Origin of the sequence: Micrococcus sp. GbtcB5 (genome assembly GCF_019091605.1) — a bacterium.
GTDB lineage: Bacteria > Actinomycetota > Actinomycetes > Actinomycetales > Micrococcaceae > Micrococcus > Micrococcus luteus.
Genome location: NZ_JAGXJK010000016.1, coordinates 34,624 through 53,948 on the forward strand (window position 1 = coordinate 34,624; position 19,325 = coordinate 53,948).

Here is a 19,325-nt window from a genome sequence, read left to right on the forward strand (position 1 = left end):
TCAGGCGCGCGGCTCCGGGGTGCCGACGAGCTGGGCGCGGGAGTCGGCGGTCGCGTGGGCGCGGGCTTCGACGATCTCCTCCTCGTCCTCGCCGAAGATGTCGCCGCGTGGGGCGTCGTAGCGGTCCCGGTCGAGGATGCCCTCCTGGGAGGCCACGAGCGCGGGGATGAGGGCCTGGCCGGACACGTTGAGGGCGGTGCGGCCCATGTCCACGATCGGGTCGACGGCCAGGAGCAGGGCCATGCCCTCGAGGGGCAGCCCGGCGGTGGACAGCGTGAGCGTGAGCATCACGGTGGCGCCGGTGGTGCCGGCGGTCGCGGCCGAGCCCAGCACGGACACGAGTGCCACGAGGGCGTACTGGCTCAGGCTCATGTCGATCCCGTAGAACTGCGCGATGAACACCGCGGCCACGGCCGGGTAGATCGCGGCGCAGCCGTCCATCTTGGTGGTGGCGCCCAGCGGGACGGCGAAGGAGGCGTAGCCGGTGGGCACGCCGAAGTTGCGCTCGGCCACCCGCTGGGTGACGGGCAGCGTGCCGAGGGAGGAGCGGGAGACGAAGCCGAGCTGGAACGCCGGCCACACGCCGGTGAAGAACTGCTTGACGGAGAGCCCGTGCAAGCGCGCCAGCACCGGGTACACCACGAGCATCACGAGGGCCAGGCCCACGTAGATCGCCACCACGAACTTGGCCAGCGTGCCCATCGTGGACCAGCCGTACGAGGCCACGGCGTTGCCCAGCAGGCCGATGGTGCCGATCGGGGCCAGGCGGATGATCCACCACAGCAGCTTCTGGATGATCGCGAGCACCGAGCGGGAGAACGTGAGGAACGGGGCGGCCTTCTCGCCGACCTTGAGCGCGGCCACGCCCACGACGATCGCGATCACGAGGATCTGCAGCACGTTGAACGTGGGGGAGGAGGCCAGCGCGCCGTCCTCGCCCGCCGTGGTCTTGACGGTCAGGCCGAGGAAGTTCGCCGGCACCAGGGAGGTCAGGAAGTCGAGCCAGCCGACGTCCTTGGCCTGGTACGACGCCGGCGCGGTCTGGCCGGTGCCCACGCCCGGCTGCAGCACGACGCCGACGGCGAGGCCGATGAGCACCGCGATCAGGCTCGTGATGGCGAACCACAGCAGGGTCTTGGCGGCCAGGCGGGCCGCGTTGGTCACCTGGGCCAGGTTGGCGATGGAGGCGACGACGGCGAAGAAGACCAGCGGGACGACCGCGGCCTTCAGCAGGCTGATGTAGATGCTGCCGACGGTGGCCAGCGTCTCGCCGAGCCAGGTCGGGTGCTCGGAGGTGTGCCCCGTCGCGCGGGCGATCAGGCCCAGGACGAGGCCGAGGACGAGGGCGGCGGCGATCTGCCAGCCGAAGTTCGACGTCCAGGCGGGGAGCCGGCGTCGGGGCGCCGGTGCGGGGGAGGACTGTGCGGTGCTCATCCGGGGAGGTTAGGCGGTCCAATACCATGACGCCGAAACGGATTGCTCCATGTGACGTCGTGGTGACGTCCGTCTCGCCCCCGCGTGGCCCAGCGCGGGGGTCCTGTGATGTGGCCCGCACCCGGGTCGCCGGTTTGGCCCCGGGCATAGAATCGCGGAAACACCCGTCCCGAAAGGCGCCTTCGTGACCACCACCAGCACCGGTCCCAGCCCCGAGCCCGTCCGCTCCTCCTCGGATCCCTTCGGCTTCTTCGGCCTCACCTATGACGACGTCCTGCTGCTGCCCAACGCCACGGACGTGATCCCCGCGGACGCGGACCCGGGCACCCGGCTGACCCGCAACATCCGCTTGAACATCCCCATCGTCTCCGCGGCGATGGACACCGTGACGGAGGCCCCGCTGGCCATCGCCATGGCCCGCCAGGGCGGCATGGGCATCATCCACCGCAACCTGTCCATCGAGGACCAAGCCCGCCACGTGGACACCGTGAAGCGCTCCGAGTCGGGGATGATCAAGGACCCCGTGACCATCGGCCCCGACGCCACGCTCGCCGACCTGGACGAGCTGTGCGCCCAGTACCGCGTCTCGGGCCTGCCGGTGGTGGCCGAGGACATGACGCTGCTGGGCATCATCACCAACCGCGACACCCGCTTCATCCCGCGCGAGGAGTGGGCCACCCGCACGGTGGACACCGCCATGACCCGCATGCCGCTGATCACCGCGCAGGAGGGCGTCTCGCGCGCCGAGACCATCCGCCTGTTCTCCCAGAACCGCGTGGAGAAGCTGCCGCTCGTGGACGATGCGGGCCGCCTGACCGGCCTGATCACCATCAAGGACTTCGACAAGGCGGAGCAGTACCCGGACGCCGCGAAGGACGACGAGGGCCGGCTGCGCGTCGGCGGTGCCGTCGGCTTCTTCGGCGACGGCTGGGAGCGCGCCATGGCGCTCGTCGAGGCGGGCGTGGACGCCCTCGTCGTGGACACCGCGAACGGCCACACGCACGGCGTGCTGGACATGATCGCGCGCCTGAAGAAGGAGAAGGCGGCCGCGCACGTCGACGTCATCGGCGGTCAGGCCGCGACCTACGCGGGCGCCAAGGCGATCGTCGACGCCGGCGCGGACGCCGTGAAGGTGGGCGTGGGCCCGGGCTCGATCTGCACGACCCGTGTGGTGGCCGGCGTCGGCGTCCCACAGATCACCGCCATCTACGAGGCGGCCAAGGCCACGCGCCCCGCGGGCGTCCCGCTGATCGCCGACGGCGGCCTGCAGCACTCCGGTGACATCGGCAAGGCCCTCGTGGCCGGCGCCGACTCGGTGATGCTCGGCTCCCTGCTGGCCGGCACGGCCGAGTCCCCGGGCGATCTCGTCTTCTACCAGGGCAAGCAGTTCAAGACCTACCGCGGCATGGGCTCCCTGGGCGCCATGCAGACCCGCAACGGCACGCGCTCCTTCTCCAAGGACCGCTACTTCCAGGCGGACGTGCCGGACGAGGACAAGCTGATCCCCGAGGGCATCGAGGGCCAGGTGCCCTTCCGCGGGCCGGTCGCCTCGGTGGTCCACCAGCTCGTGGGCGGCCTGCGCCAGACGATGTTCTACACGGGCGCGTCCACGGTGGCCGATCTCAAGGAGAACGGCCGCTTCGTGCGCATCACCGCGGCGGGCCTGAAGGAGTCCCACCCGCACGACATCATGATGACCGTCGAGGCCCCGAACTACCGTTCGCGCTGACCCGCACGTCGGTTCCGGGGGGGGGAGGGGGGGGGAGCCCCCGGACGGGGCGGCGCCGACGACACGGTCGGAGCCGCCCCCGTGGCGCCTGGGCTAGGCTGGCCCGGTGACGAACCAGATTGAGATCGGCCGCGGCAAGCGCGGCCGCCGGGCCTTCTCCCTCGACGACGTGTCCGTGGTGCCCGCGCGGCGCACCCGGGATCCCCAGGATGTCAGCCTCACGTGGCGCATCGACGCCTACACGTTCGACATGCCCGTGATCGGTGCGCCCATGGACTCCGTGATGAGCCCGGAGACCGCCATCGCGATGGGGCGGCTGGGCGGTCTCGGCGTCCTCAACCTCGAGGGCCTGTGGACCCGCCACGAGGACCCGCGCCCGCTGCTCGAGGAGATCGCCGCCCTCGAGGCCGGCCCGGCCGGGACCGAGGCCACCCGCATGCTGCAGGAGGCCTACGCGGCCCCCATCCGCCCCGATCTGATCACCGAGCGCCTCGCGCAGATCCGCGAGGCCGGCGTCGTCGTCGCGGGCTCGCTGACCCCGCAGAACACGCAGGAGTTCTACCGCACCGTCGTGGCGGCGGGCGTGGACCTGTTCGTCATCCGCGGCACCACCGTCTCGGCCGAGCACGTCTCCTCCACCCAGGAGCCGCTGGACCTCAAGCAGTTCATCTACGAGCTGGACGTGCCCGTGATCGTGGGCGGGGCGGCCGGCTACACGCCGGCCCTGCACCTGATGCGCACCGGCGCGGCCGGCGTGCTCGTCGGCTTCGGCGGCGGCGCGTCCACCACCACGCGCCGCGCCATGGGCATCCGCGTGCCGATGGCCACGGCCATCTCGGACATCGCCGAGGCGCGCCGCGACTACATGGACGAGTCCGGCGGCCGCTACGTGCACGTGATCGCCGACGGCGGCGTCTCCACCTCGGGGGAGATCGTCAAGGCGATCGCCATGGGCGCGGACGCGGTCGTCCTGGGCGCCGCCCTGGCCCGCGCCACCGACGCCCCCGGCGGCGGCTGGCACTGGGGCCTCGAGGCCGTCCACCCGGAGCTGCCGCGCGGGCACCGCACCCACGTGGGCCAGGTGGCTCCGCTCGAGGAGGTCCTGTGGGGGCCCGGCCGCCACGCGGACGGCACGTCCAACCTGATGGGCGGTCTGAAGCGTGCCATGGCCACCTGCGGCTACACCGAGCTCAAGGACTTCCAGAAGGTGGAGGTCCTCGTGACCCCCACCCAGACCGTCTGATCCCCGCCGCCGCGTGGCGGCACCCCGACCGGAAGAGTTGATACGGCGTGCTGCGCACCGCCCTCAAGCCCGTCTGGCTGGCCACCCTGGTGCTGGCCCTCGTGGCGGCCGCGGTCTTCGTGGCGCTGTCCAAGTGGCAGTTCGAGTCCGCGGAGACGAATGCGCCGCCGCCGCGCACCCAGACCGAGAACGCCGTGCCGTTCCTGGAGCACGTGCGCCCCTACGAGGCCCTGCTGGGCTCGCAGGCCGACCAGGTGGTCACGGTCGAGGGGGAGTTCGTGCCCGGCACGGACGTCCTGGTCGGCCCGCGCCTGCTGAACGGCCGCGACGGCTACTGGACGGTCACGGCCCTGCGGGTGGCCGGCGCCCCGGACGGCGAGGTCGTCCCGGTGGTCCGCGGTTGGTCGGCCGACGCCGACGTCGTGGACCCCGCGCCCGCCGGGCAGGTCACCGTCACCGGGCGCCTGCTGCCCCCGGACGGGCCGCTGCCGCGTGAGGCCGCGGCCGAGGACACCGCCGACCGGCTCCTGTACCGCAGCCTGGCCCCGGCCCAGCTGGTGAACGTGTGGGACGAGCCGTCCTACGCGGCGTTCGTGGCGGCGTTCGAGATGGTCGACGCCGCGGGCGCCGAGACGGGCGCGGCCGGCCCCGGCGGGCTCGAGCCGGTGTGGGTGGCCCCGCAGCCGGAGGAGACCCAGATCATCTGGCTCAACGTCTTCTACGCCGTGGAGTGGATGCTCTTCGCCGGCTTCGCCCTGTTCCTGTGGTGGCGGTTCGTCCGCGACGACCACGTCCGGGACGAGCACGAGCGCCGGCTCGACGAGGAGTGGGCCGCACAGTGGCGCGCCGAGGAGCTCGAGCGGCGTCGGGCGGCCGCGCGCGAGGCCAAGGAGCGGGCCTTCGCGGCGCAGGCCGCGGCGCACCCACGCCAGGACCAGGACGACGACGGGGCCGCGCGCCCCGACCCCCGCGACCCGGGCCCCCGTGGGCCCCGAGAGGAGCAGAGCCGATGAGCACCCAGCACCCCGGCCCCCAGCCGGTGGACCCGGCGAGCCTGCCGGATCCCGAGGACATCACCGAGGCCGACCTGCCCGAGCCGCCCCCGCGGCCGGGCCGGGAGCAGCGCCGTTTCGCCGGCACCCAGCAGCAGATCCGCTCCGCCACCCGCCTCTACGTCGTGTGCGCGTGGATCACCGGCATCATGCTCCTGCTGCTCGTGGCGGAGATGGTGCTGAAGTACGGCATGCACGTGGAGCTCTACGCGGGCGGCACCACCCTGGACGGGGACGCCAACGGCCTGGGGCTGCACCCCACGGACAGCGTGACCGGGGGAGTGAACCTGTCCCTGTTCATCCTCATCGCCCACGGCTGGATGTACGTGGTGTACCTGCTCGCCTCGTTCCGCCTGTGGTCTCTGATGCGCTGGGAGCCGCTGCGCCTGCTGGCGATGGCCGGCGGCGGCGTCGTGCCGTTCCTGTCCTTCGTGGTGGAGAAGCGCATGACCCGCGTGGTCCGGGACGAGCTGCACCGCTTCCCGGACGCCGCGCGGCGCTACTGAGCGCCTCGACTATCCTGGACGGGTGACGCAGAACGCCCCCCACCCCGACACCCCCGCCCCGCTCAGCGACGTGATGCCCACGGTGCTGGTGCTGGACTTCGGCGCCCAGTACGCGCAGCTCATCGCGCGTCGTGTGCGCGAGGCCAACGTCTACTCCGAGGTCGTGCCCGCCTCCACCCCGGCGGCGCAGATCCTGGAGCGCGAACCCGCGGCGCTGATCCTCTCGGGCGGGCCGTCGTCGGTGTACGAGCCCGGCGCCCCGCAGCTGGACCCGGCGCTGCTCGAGGCCGGGGTGTCCGTGCTGGGCCTGTGCTACGGCTTCCAGTCGATCGCGCACGCCCTCGGCGGCACCGTGGCCAAGACCGGCACCCGGGAGTACGGCTCCACCCGCCTGGACTCGGTGGACGCCGACTCCGTGCTGTTCGCGGACCAGGACCTCAAGCAGGTCGTGTGGATGTCCCACGGGGACGCCGTGACGCAGGCGCCCGAGGGCTTCGCCGTGACGGCCTCCACCGCGGGCGCCCCCGTCGCCGCGTTCGAGGACCGCGAGCGCCGCATCTACGGCGTGCAGTGGCATCCCGAGGTGGGCCACTCCTCCCACGGCCAGCGGGTGCTCGAACAGTTCCTGCACGTGGGTGCGGGCCTGGGCGCGGACTGGACGGCCAGCGGCGTGATCGAGGAGCAGGTCGAGCGCATCCGCGAGCAGATCGGGGACAAGCGGGCCATCTGCGGCCTGTCCGGCGGCGTGGACTCCGCCGTGGCCGCGGCCCTCGTGCAGCGCGCCATCGGCGACCGCCTCACCTGCGTCTACGTGGACCACGGCCTCATGCGCGAGGGCGAGTCCGCCGAGATCGAGCAGGCCTTCGGCGAGGCCCACGGCGGCGCCCGCCTCGTGATGGTGGACGCGCGCGAGGACTTCCTGTCCGCGCTGGCCGGCGTCACCGACCCCGAGGCCAAGCGCAAGATCATCGGCGAGCGGTTCATCCGCACCTTCGAGAAGGCGCAGGCGGACATCGTCCTCGAGTCCGAGCACGACCCGGACGCCACCGAGGTCCGCTTCCTCGTGCAGGGCACGCTCTACCCGGACGTCGTCGAGTCCGGCGGCGGGGACGGGGCGGCCAACATCAAGTCCCACCACAACGTGGGCGGCCTGCCGGACGACATCGAGTTCGAGCTGTGCGAGCCGCTGCGCGAACTGTTCAAGGACGAGGTCCGCGCCGTGGGCGCCGAGCTCGGCCTGCCCGAGGGCATCGTGCACCGCCAGCCGTTCCCGGGCCCGGGTCTGGGCATCCGCATCATCGGCGAGGTCACCCAGGAGCGCCTGGACCTGCTGCGCCGCGCGGACGCGATCGTGCGCGCCGAGCTCACCGCGGCCGGGCTGGACCGCCAGATCTGGCAGTGCCCGGTGGTGCTGCTCGCGGACGTGCGCTCCGTGGGCGTCCAGGGCGACGGTCGCACCTACGGCCACCCGGTCGTCCTGCGCCCCGTCACCAGCGAGGACGCCATGACCGCGGACTGGGCGCGGATCCCGGACGACGTCCTGTCCCGCATCTCGAACCGCATCACCAACGAGGTCGACGGCGTCAACCGCGTCGTGCTCGACGTGACCAGCAAGCCGCCGGGCACCATCGAGTGGGAGTGAGCGGCGCGTCCGGCGCCGCATCCGGCCGCCCCTGACCGGGGCGGCCGTCCGCACGAAGACCGCCTGGACCCAGGCGACGGAGGAAGGACCGCACGCACGTGACCGAGCAGGAGTTCCCGCGCCTGGCCCGCGCCCGCGCCGCCGCACGCCCCGACGAGGGGCAGACCCGCCCCGACCCGGCCGCCTGGGTGTCCTCCCTGGGATCGGGCGCCGAGAACGACACGATGCTGCGGTTCGCGCCCTCGGCGGCCAACAGCATCGACCTCACGGAGGCGAACTCCTCCGGCGTCTCGCAGCTGCTGCTGGGGCGGCGCACCCGCCTGTCCACCCTGCTGCCGGCCGGCCCGGAGCTGGACGCGGCACACGAGGTCTCCCTCGGCCTGCGCGCCAAGGTCCGCGAGTTGGCGGAGGAGCGCGGCATCGACGTCGGCGCGCTCGCCGTGGGCGTGGCCACGTGGACGGCCGAGGAGGACGGCCGGCGGGAGCGCCGCTCCGCCCCCGTGCTGCTGGCCCGCGTGGCCCTGACGGTGCGCCGCGGCGCCCGGGGCCGGGACGAGCTGGAGGTCCAGATCACCGAGCCGGCCCGCCTGAACCCGGCGTTCGTGCGGAACCTGCGCCGGCACCACGGCATCGCCCTGGACCCCGAGGCGTACCAGCAGGCCGCCTACGCCACGGCGCGCCTCGAGCCCGCCCCTGCGTTCGCCCGCCTGCGCGAGGAGACCGCCGCGATCGCGGACCTGCACATCGAGGATTGCCTGCTCGTCTCCACGTTCGCGGACCTCGGCGAGACCGCCTCGCTGCCCGCCTCCCTCGAGGATCTGCCGGTCGTGCAGGCCCTGTACGACGCCGGCACCGGCATGGTGCCGCGCCCGGCGGCGCTGCAGCCCACGGGCGCGCCCGCGGAGGACGACGTCGCCCCGGCGGACGAGCGCCTCGTCGTCGACGTCGACGCCGCCCAGGCGCGCGTGCTCGAGCACGCCGCGGCGGGGGAGTCCCTCGTGGTGGCGGCCGCCCCCGGCACCGGGCAGACCCAGACCGCCGCCGCCCTGGCCGCGCGCCTGGCCTGGGAGGGTCGGCGCGTGCTGGTCGTGGCCGAGCGCTCCGCCGCCCTGGCCGACGTGCTCGACCGCCTCGAGGAGGCGGACCTGCGCTCGATCGCGCTGGATGTGCCCGCCAACGCGGACCCCGAGCTGCTCCGCCGCCAGCTCGTGCAGGCCGTCCTGCGCTCCGAGCGGGCCGTGGACCCCGACACCGCCCGGGACGAGGCCGCGCTGGCCGAACGGCGGCGCCGGCTGCAGGAGCACGTCGGCTCGCTGCACCACGTCCGCCCCCGCTGGGGCTGCTCGCCGTTCCAGGCGATGCAGGCCCTGGCCGCCCTGACCGGGCTCGAGACGCCGCCGGCCACCACCGTGCGCCTCAAGCGCTCCGTGCTGGACTCCACCGTGAACCGGCAGGCCGTGGGCGAGCAGCTCGTGCGCGCCGGGGAGCTCGGCGCGTTCTCGGCCGCCGCCACCGAGAGCCGCTGGTTCGGCGCCCGCGTGCGCAACGTGCAGGAGACCGAGGCCGCCTCGGAGCTGGCCGACGAGCTGGCGGCGGCCCTGCACACCACCCGGCGTGCCGTGGACACCGCCGCCGCCCAGGCCGGCCTGCGCCCTGAGCGCACGGTGGCCGGCTGGGCGGAGCAGGCGGACCTCTACCGCCGTGTGGCCCGCACCCTCACCGAGTTCACCCCCGAGGTGTTCTCCCTCGACGTGCCGCAGCTGGTCGCGGCGACCGCCACCAGCTCGTGGCGGCGCCTCCACCTGGTCGAGATGTCCTCGGTGGCCCGGTCCCGCCTGCGCCGCGCGGCGAAGGACGCGGTCCGCCCGGGCGTGCAGCCCACGGACCTGCACGGCGCCCTCGTGGACGCCGCCGCCGTCCTGGAGGACTGGAACCGCCACGCCGCCGAGCCGGGCACGCCCCCGCAGGTGCCGGACCAGGGCGAGCACGTGATGGGCCAGGTCGGCCAGGTGCGCGAGCGCCTGCGCCGGCTCGAGGGCGTCCTCGCCCCGGAGGCCGTGGCCGAGGCGCCCTTGGAGGAGCGGGACGTGGACGACCTCGTGGCCGCCGTCGACGGGCTCGTGGCGGACCGCGACACCCTGGCCACGCTGCCCGAGCGCACCCTCGTGCTGGACAGCCTGCGCGACCACGGCCTGGCGGAGCTGCTCGAGGACCTGCGCGACCGCGAGGTGCCCACCGAGGCCCTGACCGCCGAGCTCGAGTTGGCGTGGTGGCAGTCCGCGCTCGAGGCGATGATCTCCGGGGACGACTTCCTGGCCATGATGAGCGGCACGGACCTGGCGGAGGTCGAGCGCGGGTTCCGCGACCTGGACCGCGCCCATCTCGAGCGCGGCGGCGCCCGGCTCTCCGCCGCGCTGGCCGCGCGCTGGCGGGAGGCGCTGCGCACCTATCGCGCGGACGCGGCCGTGCTGCGCACCCTGCTCAAGCAGGGCAGCCCCACGGTCGAGTCCCTGGCCACGATCACCCCCGAGCTCCTGCAGCCGCTCGTGCCGGTGGTCACCACCTCGCCCATGGCCCTGTCCGAGTTCCCCCCGGAGTGGCGCGCCGACGTCGTCGTGCTGCTGGAGGCCGACGCGACCGCCCTGGCCACCGCGATGGGCGCGCTCACCCGCGCCCCCCAGGTGGTGGCCCTCGGCGACCCGGTGATCGGGCGCCCGCAGTCGTTCCAGGTCTCCGTGGACCCGACGGCGACCGCCGGGCCCCTGCGCCCGCTGCGCTCGGCCCACGACGCGCTGGACGAGGTGCTGCCCACCCTGCCGCTGCGCACCGTGCACCGTCCCCTCGAGCGGCGCCTGGTGCGCCTGCTCTCCGCGCTCGCCTATGACGGCGCCCTGGACGCGCTGCCCACCGCGGGCGAGGCCACCGGCCGGGATCGTGCCGTCACGGCCGAGTACCTGCCCGAGGGCACCGGCATCCCGATGACCGGCGGCGACGTGGTCGAGTCCACGAACGCCGAGGTCGCCCGCACCGTGGAGCGCGTGTTCGAGCACATCCGCGACCGGCCCGAGCAGTCCCTGGCCGTGGTCACGGTGTCCGAGCAGCACGCCCGCCGCGTGGCCGCCGCCGTGCAGGCCACGGCCGCGCAGGCGCCGTGGGCCCACGAGTTCCTCGCCCGCGGCCGCGGCGAGGACGCCGCCGAGGCCGAGCCGTTCGTGATCGTGCCGGTCGTGCGCGCCGCCTCCGTGGTGCGCGACGCCGTGATCCTCACCCCCGGCTACGGCCGCACCCCGCACGGGCGCGTGGTGCACCACTTCGGCGCCTTCTCCGACCCGGACGGCGAGCGCATGGTCACGGTCGCGCTCACCCGCGCCCGCCGGCGCCTGCACCTCGTTTCCGCGCTGCGCGCCGCGGACCTGGACGAGGACCGGCTCGACGGCGGCGCCCTCTGGTTCCTGCGGCTGCTCGAGGCCTACCTGGGCGACGACGCCGCGGACCCGGTGGGCACGGTGGGCGATCCGCTGCTGGCCGATCTGCGCGACCGGCTCGAGGAGCACCGCGCCCGCGTCCTGCCCCGCTACGCCGGCGTCATGGACCTGGCCGTGCTCGATCCGCGCGCGGACGAGGCGCCCCGTCCGCTGGCCCTGGCCGGCGACGGCGGCGAGGTGTACCGCGCCCTCACGGTGCGGCAGCGCTCGCGGACCCTGCCCGAGGGGCTCGAGGCCCGCGGCTGGGAGCCCCGGACCCTGTGGGCGATCGACGTGTTCGCGGACCCGGAGTCCGTGGCCCGCGGGCTGGCCGACCGGCTGGGCGTGGAGCCGGCGGACGAGACGGACGAGGCCGACGACGATGCCCGCTGACGGCGCGGCGCGCCGCCGCGGCCCGCGCCGGGCGGACGCCCCGGGCACCGGCCCGGCAGCCGCCGACGGCCGCGAGCCGCGCCTGCCCGGGATGCCCCGGCTGACCGGGCAGGCCGAGACGTCGCCGGCGACCGCACCGACCGGGGACAGGGCCGGGGTCGAGACCGGTGCGGCCGAGGCCGAGCGCGACCGCTGGCTGCGCGAGCAGCGCCCGCCCCACTGGGGCTGAGCCGGCCCGATGCGGCCGGGTCAGTCCGCGGCGGCGGAGGACGAGGACGACGTCGAGGACGTCGAGGACCCGGCGGCCGAGTCCGAGGTCGAGCCGCCGGACGAGCCGGTGCCCCCGGTGCCGGAGCGCGAGTCGGTCCGGTAGAACCCGGAGCCCTTGAAGCTCACGCCGACCGAGCCGTACTGCTTGCGCAGGACGCCGCCGCACGCGGGGCACTCGGTGAGGGCGTCGTCGGTGAAGGCCTGGACGACGTCGAAGGCGTGGCCGCAGTCCTTGCAGCGGTAGGCGTAGGTGGGCATGCTCAGCTCCAGCTCGCTCGGGGCGCGCCGGGGCGCGCGGTTCTGGGGGATCCGACCCCCGATGCTACTCCGCGCCGCGGGCCGGGCTCAGACCCAGCGCAGCCCGACCGCGGTGACGACGCCGTCCACGGGCCGGTCCGTGGGCTCGGCGGGGATGGCGCCCGCCGGCAGCAGCTCGTCCTCGAACACGAGGGCCACGGTGGGCACGCTCCGCGGCAGCTCGGCGAGGAAGCGGTCGTAGTAGCCCCCGCCCTGGCCCAGGCGCATCCCGTCCTCGGCCACCGCGAGCGCCGGCATGACCACCGCGGCTGCCGCCGCCAGCGCGTCGGTCCCGAGTCGTTCGCCCACGGGCTCGTCCACGGGTGCGTTCGCGGCGCGCGCCGTCGCGGCCTCCGGGTGCCACGGAGCCCAGCTCAGGCGTCGTTCCGGCTCGATCACGGGGACGAGCACCCGCGCCCCCGCGGCCAGCAGGCGGGCGCGGAGCACACCGGTGTCCGGCTCGGTGGCCATCGGCAGCACGGTGGCCACCACCGGGGCGGTCCCGTCCGTGGTCGCCGCGGCCACGCGCGGACCCAGCCACGCCCACAGGTGCTCGACGGCGGCCGCGGACTCGGCGGCGCGGCGCGCGGGGGAGCGCTCGCGGCGGGCGGTGCGCAGGCGGGCACGCAGGGCGGCCTTGGCGTCCACGACGTCGTCGACGCCGGCGACGGGGCCCGTGGCGGCGGGCTCGGGCTCGGGAGGGGGAGTGCGCATGCCCCCATGATGCCCGCCGCACCGGAGCCGCGCCCGGCCGCGCATAGGATCGACGCCATGTCCTGGCAGCGTTCCCCCTGGCCCGTGACCCTGCGGCACGGCACCCTCGCCCTGCGGCCGCTGCGGAGGCGGGACCGGGAGGCGTGGGAGGAGCAGCGGGCGCACAACCGCGAGTGGCTGACGCCGTGGGACGCCACGAGCCCCGTGCCGGGCGCGGGTCCGGCGTCGTTCGGGCAGATGGTCCGCTGGCACGGCCGCCAGGGCCGGGACGGCAGCGCCTACACGTGGGGCATGGCCCTCGACGACGACCGCCCGGACCGGGACCGCCTGGTGGGGCTGCTGTCCCTGGGCGGGATCCAGTACGGCTCGGTGCGCTCCGGCTCGATCGGCTACTGGATCGACCGTCGCGAGGCCGGCCGGGGGCTGACGCCGACGGCCGTGGCCATGGCGACGGACTGGGCGTTCCGCAGCGCCGGTCTGCACCGGGTCGAGGTCAACATCCGCCCGGAGAACGCGGCCAGCCTGCGGGTCGTGGCGAAGCTCGGCCTGCGCGACGAGGGCCTGCGGCGCGCGTACCTGCACGTGGACGGCGCCTGGCGGGACCACCGGACGTTCGCGGTGACCGCCGAGGAGGTCCCCGACGGCCTGCTGGCCCGGTGGCTGGCCTCGCGGCCGCGCCCCTGAGGGGCCGACGGGACACGCCGCGTGCGGACACGCCGCGATGGCCGGACCGGTCCGCCCCCGGCGCTAGGCTGACCGCATGGACGAGACCACCGCGCCGACGAGGGCCGTGCAGGCCGCGCTCGACGCGCTGGCCGACGCCCGGGTGAGCGCGTCGCTGGTCATCGTGGCCCTCGTGGCCTTCCTGGCCTGGCGGCTCGTGCTGCGCCGCCATCGTCTCGCGTCCGCCCCCGCCCGCCCGTCGATGCCGAGGTCCTTCATGCACCGCCTGCAGAGCTCGCCCGCCGTCCGTGCCCTGACCGCCCGGTTCTCGGGCCGCCTGAGCGCCGCCGCGGACGCGGCGCGCACCGCTCGCGGCCGGGCCGGCCTGCACATCCGGTGGGGGCGCACGGCGCTGTTCCTCGCCGCCCTCGTGGCCCTGCTTGTGTTCCTCGTGGCCGGTCTCGCCGCGGCGTTCGGCGCGGGCACGCTGTCCCTGGCCGGCTGGTCGCTCCTGTTCGCCGTGGCCGGGCTGGCCGGCCTGCGGGCCCTCGCGGTCCGCGACCGCACCCGTCGTGCCCGGCCCGCCGCCGTCGTCGTCCCGGCGCGCTCCACCGCCCCGGTGGCCGAGGAGCGGCAGGCCCCGGCGGCTGACCCCGAGCGGGACCGCCGCGTGCTGGAGACCGTGCTGGCCTTCGAGACCGAGGCGCCGCGTCCGGCCGCGCCCGCCGCACCCCGGGTCGAGCCCGTGGTGGTGACCGCCTCCTCCGCCGCCCCCGCAGCGGACCGCGCCGTGACCATCCCCGCGGTGCCGCGCCCCACCTACCTGGACGCCCCGGAGATGGCCCGCCCCCTGCCGGCGCCGCTCGAGACCCCCGCCCCCACCGGCGCGGACACCCGGCTGCAGGACGCCGCGCGCACGGCGGACGACCAGATCAGCGCCGCCGCCGAGCAGGACATCGCCGCCCTGGACCTGGACAACGTCCTGGCGCGGCGCCGGGCCGGCTGAGCCCGGCCGGGCGGGCGCGCCCGTGAGCATCGACCGAGCCGCCGCGCGCCAGGCCGTCCGCGCGTCGGGCGAGCGCTGGCTGCGCACCCGAGCCGACGCCCTGCACCTGCAGCGGGGACGTCGGCTCGCGCGCGTCCTGGACCTGGACGTGATGACCGGACGCGCCGGCGACGCCCGCGTGCGATCCCGCACCCTCGTCCTCGCCTGCGACCCCCGACACCCCGCCACCCCTGCCGCGGCGTGCCCGCCCGTCCTGGGCGAGCGCGGAATCCTGGAGGACGGCACCCTGTGGTGGTGGGCCCCCGCCGACCCCGCCCTGCCGGGCCTCGCGCTGACCGTCGACCCGGATGCGCTCGGGGACCTGCTCGGCACGGCGCCGGGCCGGGCCCGCCTCACGTGGCGCGGCTACCGGCCGCGGGACCGGGCGGTCCTGGCCGTCGAGGCGACCGGCGACGACGGCGTCGTGGCCCGCACGTTCCTGAAGGTGCTCCCGCCCGCGCGCGCCGCACGGGTCGCCCGGCGCATGGCCGCGGCGGGGGCGGCCGGGGTGTCGGTGCCCGCCGTCCTCGCGGAGCCGGAGCACGGGGTGCTCCCGCTCGCGAGCGTGCCGGGCCTGCCCTGGCGGGCGCTGCTGGCCGGGCCCGAGGCCGCCGCACTCGACCCCGCGCGGGTCGCCGCGCTGCTGGACCGGCTCCCGCCGGTGCCCGAGGAGCCCCCCGGCCCGGCGGGCCGCACGGCCGGGGCGGCCGGGGGCGCCGGCGCGGACGCCGGCCGACCCGCCGTCCTGCTCGAGCACGCCACGTGGGCCGCCGTCGTGCTGGACCCCGAGGCCCAGGACGAGGCCGCCGCCCGCGCCGACCGGCTCCGTGCGGCGCTCGCGGCCGGGGACCCCGGCCCACGCGTGCCCGTGCACGGCGACCTGCACCCGGGGAACCTGCACGTGGACGCGGCGGGGGAGCGGATCACCGGCGTGCTGGACGCCGACGACCTGGGCATGGGACACCGCGTGGACGACTGGGCCGTCCTGATCGCCCACCTCGAGGCGGGCGCCGCGGACCTCGGCGTCGGCGGCGCCGCGCTGCGGGCTGTGGCCGAACGGTTCCGACGCCACGTCCGCACCCAGGTCGACGAGGTGGCGCTGGCCGCCCGCGTCGCGATCGTCCTCGCCGCCCTCGCGGCGCAGCCGACCGCGCCCCGCGCCGTGCGGGCCGCCCGCCGGGCCGCCGCCGACGCCGCCCTGGCCCGCGTCGGCCTCTGACCCGCGTCGGCGGCCGCCACCGTCGGGCCGGGCCGCCGCCTCGAGCGGCGGTCAGTCCGCGCCGAGCCCCTCCCGGAGCGCGTCGAGCTCGTCCCGGACGCGCGCGGCGCCGTCGTGGTCACCGAGGGTGGACAGGCACTGGTGCAGGCCCGTGAGCGCGCCGAGGCGCACGAGCGGGGAGTCGGTGGAGTCGCACACCAGGCGGAAGAGCGTCGCGGCCTGCTCGGGGCTGCCGTCCTCGGCCACCACGTAGGCGGCGAAGAGCTCGGCCTGCGCGGCGCCCTCGCGGTCCCCGGCGGCGGTGAACAGGTCGGCGGCCTGCAGCGCGGTGGCGATCGCCTCCGGCCCCCGCTCGAGCGACCACAGGGCCCGGGCGCGGGTGTCCGTGTAGTCGGCCACCTGCCAGTCGGCGCCGGCGTCCCGCACGAGGGCGAGCGCCTCCTCGAGGAGGTCGAGGCCCTCCGCCTGGCCGGACTCGCACAGCAGGTACCCGTGCGCGTGCAGCGCGGCCGGCAGCACCGCCGGGTCCTCGTCCACCGCCTGGCGCGCGGCCGCGACCGCCCGCTCGAACAGGTCGAGGGCGGCGGGCCGGGTGCGTTCGTCGCGCTCGCGGTTCACGAGGGCGCCGGCGGCCAGGAGCGTGCGCGCGGCGTCCTCCCACTGGCCGTGGGCCTCGAACAGGCCGGCCGCCTCCCGCCACAGGGGCAGCGCGTTCTCGGCGCGGTCCTGGTCGTGGTGGGCGTGGCCGAGGTCCACGAGGGCACGGGCCTGCTCGACGTCCCGGCCGTGGGTGGCCTCGCGGCGCACCAGCCGGGCGAGCAGGGGCTCGGCCTCGTCGGCGCGGCCGGCGAGCACGAGCTGGTGCGCCCACCAGTAGCTCAGGCTCGAGGCCTCCGGCGCCTCGGCCTTCTCCGCGTGCACGGAGGCCAGCTCCCACGCGGCCACGGCGACCTCCTCGTACCCGTCGAGGTCGCCGGCCACGCGCCCGGCCAGGGCCGCCGCGGAGGCGGCGCCGCGCCGCAGCCCGACCGAGGCCATCCGCTCCGCGGCCTCGAGTGCCAGGTCGAGGGCCGCCGTCGGACGGTCCAGTTCGTGGGCGGCGATCGCCCGCACCGTGGTGGCGGAGGCCAGGACGGCCCGGGCGGCGGGCAGCGCGGTGACGACGGCGGCCGCCGCGTCCGCCTCGGCGTGCTCGCCCCGCCACAGGTGCAGCCGGGCGAGCAGCAGATGTGCGCTGGACCACGAGCCGGTGGGCAGCAGGGCACCGGCCGCGCGCAGCCCGCCCAGGACGGCGATGACGCGGCGGGTCAGCTCGAGCGCGGCGTCCAGGTCCCCGGTGTGCACGCGGTGCACGGCCAGGGCCAGGGCGGCCTCGGGCAGGACGGTGTCCCCGGGGTCCTCGCCGGGAGTGCCCGGCTCGTCCTCCACGACGCCGGCCAGCACCGCCGCCTCGACCGTGTCCGGATCGCGCACGAGGGCGGCGCCGAGCTGGGACTCGAGCCCGGCCTGCCGGGGCCTGCCGAGGTGGCGCAGCAGCGCCGCCCGGGCCTCCACCCAGCGGGTCAGGGCGGCCTCGTCCCCGACCTGGCCCGCGGCGACGGCGAGCGCCCGCAGCAGGGCGAGGCGGACGTCGTCCTGACCGGGCACGAGCGCGGCGAGTCCGGAGTCGGCGAGGCGGGCGGACTCCCGGGGCTCGTCGCGCAGCGCGGCCTCGAGGGAGAGCTCCCACCAGCCGCGGGCGTCCAGGGCGGTCGGGGCGTCCGGCGCGGCGGTGCCGCGGGCCTGCCGGAGCAGGGCGCGCACCCGGTCCAGGGCGGCGTCGACGGTCGGCTCCACGGGGCCGCCGGAGGGGCCGTCCCGGCGGGGCGGGTCCTGCGGGGTGTCCACGGGCGCTGCTCCTTCCGGGGTGGGACGGGGGTGGTCCTCCAGCCTAGGGCGCGGGTCGGTGGAGCGTGCCGCTGTTCGCGGTGGGCGGTGCTCGTAGACTGGCCGGGCCCCGGCGTCGCCCGCCGCGGGCCGTCCCACCGCCGCCAGGAGCCCGCAGCCATGAGCACCACCCCCGCCGCCCCGGATGCCGCCGGAGTGCACCCCGCCGGCCCGTTCCAGACGCGCGCCGGCGCCTACGCCCTGATCGTGGACGGCGGCCGCGTCCTGCTCAGCTCGTGGCAGGGGCCCGAGTTCCTGCAGTGGACGCTGCCCGGTGGCGGCATCGAGCTCGGCGAGAGCCCGGAGGAGGCGTGCCTGCGCGAGGTCTGGGAGGAGACCGGCCACACCGCCGAGCTCACGGGCCTGCTGGGCGTCACGACCGGGACGATCCCGGCGGAGAAGCGCCTGCGGGGCGAGCCGCTGCCGCTGCTCACCGTGCAGGTCCTCTACACCGCCCGCATCACGGGCGGCGTCCTGCGCCCTGAGGTCGGGGGATCCTCGACGGACGCGCGCTGGTTCGACCTCGCGGAGCTCAGCGGGCTGCGCACCGCCTCCTGGGTCACCGAGGCGCTCGCCCGTGCCGGGGTGGCCGCGTGAGCCGCCCCGCGGCCCTCGCCGCCTCCGCCCTCGTGCTGTCGCTGGCCCTGGGGGCGTGCGCGCCGCAGGCGGACGCCCCGCCGACGCCCTCGGCGTCAGGCGCGCCGATCACGGTCGTGCACGGCGGCGAGGGCCTGGAGGCCGCCGTCGCGGCGGTCCTGGCCCGTCACCTGCGCCTGCACGGCCACGCCGTGGCGGACGAGGACGGCGTCGCCGTGGAACAGCCCGCGTGGTCCGCCGCCGGCGGGGACACGGTCGCCGTCGTGGACACCCTGGCCCTGGCCGCCGCCGCCGACCCCGCAGCGGCGCTGCCGTCCCCGCCCACGCCGACGCCCACGCCGACGCCGACCGGGACGGAGGCCGGCACGTCCACGGGCACCGTGCCCACCCCCTCGGCCACCGCCTCCACCGCCGCCCCGAGCCCCACCGCGCTGCCCGTCGGCGACCCCGCGGCGGACGCCCCGGCGGCCGGGCGCGTCCTCGAGACGCTGCTCGCCGAGGAGACGGCCGCGGCGGGGACGCCGCAGGCCGAGGCCCCGACGGCGCTGTCCTCGTCGGCGGGCGTGCTGCGCCTGACCGCGGCCGTCACCCAGACCACCGCGGCCCGGCTCGAGCTCGAGTCGATCACGGACCTCAACGGCCGGTGCGAGTCGCTCACCGCCGTCGCACCCCCGGCCCTGACCGCCGCGGCGGACGCGGACGCGGCCCTGCGCACCCGCCTGGACCGGCTCGCCGGCTGCCGCCCCGAGACCTGGCTGGCCGACACCGAGGACCCGACCGCCGCCGTCGTCGCGGACGAGGCCCAGGTCGCGCTGCTGACCGGCACGGATCCGGAGATCGACGCGAGCACGCTCGTCCCGCTCGAGGACGACGGCCGCGTGCTCCCCGAGGGGCGGCTGACCGCCGTCGGCTCCGCCGCGACGCTGGACGACGACGCCGAACGGCGCATCGCCGAGGTGATGTCCGCCCTCGACGGCGACGGCCTGCGGGAACTCGAACGGCTCACCACGGGCGACGACCCGCTCCCGCCCGCCGAGGCCGCGCAGTACTGGCTGGTGGACCATGGCCTGGAGGACGCGCCCGAGGACTGGTTCGTGCCCCGCGGCTCCTGGTTCTGAGCTCGCGCGAGGG

At 76.4% G+C, this 19,325-nt stretch carries 16 protein-coding genes; 12 read left to right on the forward strand and 4 right to left on the reverse strand.

The features are described from left to right. Positions 1–1,434 (reverse strand): dicarboxylate/amino acid:cation symporter, encoded by a 1,434-nt coding sequence (locus KVS67_RS07510; RefSeq protein ID WP_060973979.1) that lies wholly within the window; start codon positions 1,432–1,434, stop codon positions 1–3. Between the two features lie 184 nt (positions 1,435–1,618). Between KVS67_RS07510 and guaB the strand changes: the two genes are divergently transcribed. The 7 genes from guaB (at position 1,619) to KVS67_RS07545 (ending at position 11,692) form a co-directional block, all read left to right on the forward strand. Continuing rightward, complete coding sequence (gene guaB / locus KVS67_RS07515) at positions 1,619–3,163, forward strand: IMP dehydrogenase (RefSeq protein WP_217565196.1); 1,545 nt, start codon at positions 1,619–1,621, stop codon at positions 3,161–3,163. Positions 3,164–3,269: 106 nt separating this feature from the next. Then, complete coding sequence (locus KVS67_RS07520) at positions 3,270–4,406, forward strand: GuaB3 family IMP dehydrogenase-related protein (RefSeq protein ID WP_036317609.1); 1,137 nt, start codon at positions 3,270–3,272, stop codon at positions 4,404–4,406. 47 nt (positions 4,407–4,453) lie between these two features. Beyond that, positions 4,454–5,419 carry an SURF1 family protein gene (locus tag KVS67_RS07525; protein WP_144879440.1) on the forward strand — a complete coding sequence of 322 codons (966 nt, stop codon included), beginning with the start codon at positions 4,454–4,456 and terminating at the stop codon, positions 5,417–5,419. Further along, positions 5,416–5,964 carry a DUF3817 domain-containing protein gene (locus KVS67_RS07530; RefSeq protein WP_010080440.1) on the forward strand — a complete coding sequence of 183 codons (549 nt, stop codon included), beginning with the start codon at positions 5,416–5,418 and terminating at the stop codon, positions 5,962–5,964. The genes KVS67_RS07525 and KVS67_RS07530 overlap by 4 nt, the downstream gene beginning before the upstream one ends. Before the next feature lie 22 nt (positions 5,965–5,986). Continuing rightward, complete coding sequence (guaA, locus tag KVS67_RS07535) at positions 5,987–7,606, forward strand: glutamine-hydrolyzing GMP synthase (protein WP_368669042.1); 1,620 nt, start codon at positions 5,987–5,989, stop codon at positions 7,604–7,606. Between the two features lie 98 nt (positions 7,607–7,704). Beyond that, positions 7,705–11,463 (forward strand): hypothetical protein, encoded by a 3,759-nt coding sequence (locus KVS67_RS07540; RefSeq protein WP_145951020.1) that lies wholly within the window; start codon positions 7,705–7,707, stop codon positions 11,461–11,463. Next, positions 11,453–11,692 carry a hypothetical protein gene (locus KVS67_RS07545; RefSeq protein WP_036336929.1) on the forward strand — a complete coding sequence of 80 codons (240 nt, stop codon included), beginning with the start codon at positions 11,453–11,455 and terminating at the stop codon, positions 11,690–11,692. Before KVS67_RS07540 ends, KVS67_RS07545 begins: the two co-directional genes overlap by 11 nt. A gap of 20 nt (positions 11,693–11,712) precedes the next feature. Here the strand turns inward: KVS67_RS07545 and KVS67_RS07550 are convergent, their stop codons facing one another. Further along, positions 11,713–11,991, reverse strand: a complete 279-nt coding sequence (locus KVS67_RS07550) for an FmdB family zinc ribbon protein (RefSeq protein ID WP_036336931.1) — start codon at positions 11,989–11,991, stop codon at positions 11,713–11,715. An 87-nt stretch (positions 11,992–12,078) separates the two neighbouring features. Then, complete coding sequence (locus KVS67_RS07555; RefSeq protein ID WP_036384917.1) at positions 12,079–12,744, reverse strand: 5-formyltetrahydrofolate cyclo-ligase; 666 nt, start codon at positions 12,742–12,744, stop codon at positions 12,079–12,081. Between the two features lie 57 nt (positions 12,745–12,801). Here KVS67_RS07555 and KVS67_RS07560 point away from each other — a divergent pair, with 57 nt between their 5' ends. The 3 genes from KVS67_RS07560 to KVS67_RS07570 all read left to right on the forward strand — a co-directional run bounded on the left by KVS67_RS07560 (position 12,802) and on the right by KVS67_RS07570 (position 15,671). After that, positions 12,802–13,428 carry a GNAT family N-acetyltransferase gene (locus tag KVS67_RS07560; RefSeq protein ID WP_217565197.1) on the forward strand — a complete coding sequence of 209 codons (627 nt, stop codon included), beginning with the start codon at positions 12,802–12,804 and terminating at the stop codon, positions 13,426–13,428. 76 nt (positions 13,429–13,504) lie between these two features. Further along, positions 13,505–14,413: a hypothetical protein gene (locus KVS67_RS07565; RefSeq protein WP_217565198.1), complete on the forward strand. Its 909-nt coding sequence runs from the start codon at positions 13,505–13,507 to the stop codon at positions 14,411–14,413. A 22-nt stretch (positions 14,414–14,435) separates the two neighbouring features. After that, complete coding sequence (locus tag KVS67_RS07570; protein WP_063190120.1) at positions 14,436–15,671, forward strand: phosphotransferase; 1,236 nt, start codon at positions 14,436–14,438, stop codon at positions 15,669–15,671. Between the two features lie 51 nt (positions 15,672–15,722). Here the strand turns inward: KVS67_RS07570 and KVS67_RS07575 are convergent, their stop codons facing one another. Next, positions 15,723–17,558 (reverse strand): hypothetical protein, encoded by a 1,836-nt coding sequence (locus tag KVS67_RS07575; RefSeq protein WP_063190121.1) that lies wholly within the window; start codon positions 17,556–17,558, stop codon positions 15,723–15,725. A 159-nt stretch (positions 17,559–17,717) separates the two neighbouring features. On the opposite strand from KVS67_RS07575, the gene KVS67_RS07580 reads away from it, so the two are divergent. Beyond that, a complete protein-coding gene (locus KVS67_RS07580; protein WP_063190123.1) occupies positions 17,718–18,194 on the forward strand; it encodes an NUDIX hydrolase in 477 nt (158 codons plus the stop codon). After that, positions 18,191–19,312, forward strand: coding sequence for a glycine betaine ABC transporter substrate-binding protein (locus KVS67_RS07585; protein WP_063190124.1), 1,122 nt, complete (start codon positions 18,191–18,193; stop codon positions 19,310–19,312). The genes KVS67_RS07580 and KVS67_RS07585 overlap by 4 nt, the downstream gene beginning before the upstream one ends. Positions 19,313–19,325 lie beyond the last annotated feature (13 nt).

Coding starts and splice junctions, on each gene's coding strand:
- KVS67_RS07510 (WP_060973979.1), bottom strand. CDS start 1,434: ATGAGCACCGCACAGTCCTCCCCCGCACCGGCGCCCCGACGCCGGCTC.
- KVS67_RS07530 (WP_010080440.1), top strand. CDS start 5,416: ATGAGCACCCAGCACCCCGGCCCCCAGCCGGTGGACCCGGCGAGCCTG.
- KVS67_RS07545 (WP_036336929.1), top strand. CDS start 11,453: ATGCCCGCTGACGGCGCGGCGCGCCGCCGCGGCCCGCGCCGGGCGGAC.
- KVS67_RS07550 (WP_036336931.1), bottom strand. CDS start 11,991: ATGCCCACCTACGCCTACCGCTGCAAGGACTGCGGCCACGCCTTCGAC.
- KVS67_RS07555 (WP_036384917.1), bottom strand. CDS start 12,744: ATGCGCACTCCCCCTCCCGAGCCCGAGCCCGCCGCCACGGGCCCCGTC.
- KVS67_RS07560 (WP_217565197.1), top strand. CDS start 12,802: ATGTCCTGGCAGCGTTCCCCCTGGCCCGTGACCCTGCGGCACGGCACC.
- KVS67_RS07565 (WP_217565198.1), top strand. CDS start 13,505: ATGGACGAGACCACCGCGCCGACGAGGGCCGTGCAGGCCGCGCTCGAC.
- KVS67_RS07580 (WP_063190123.1), top strand. CDS start 17,718: ATGAGCACCACCCCCGCCGCCCCGGATGCCGCCGGAGTGCACCCCGCC.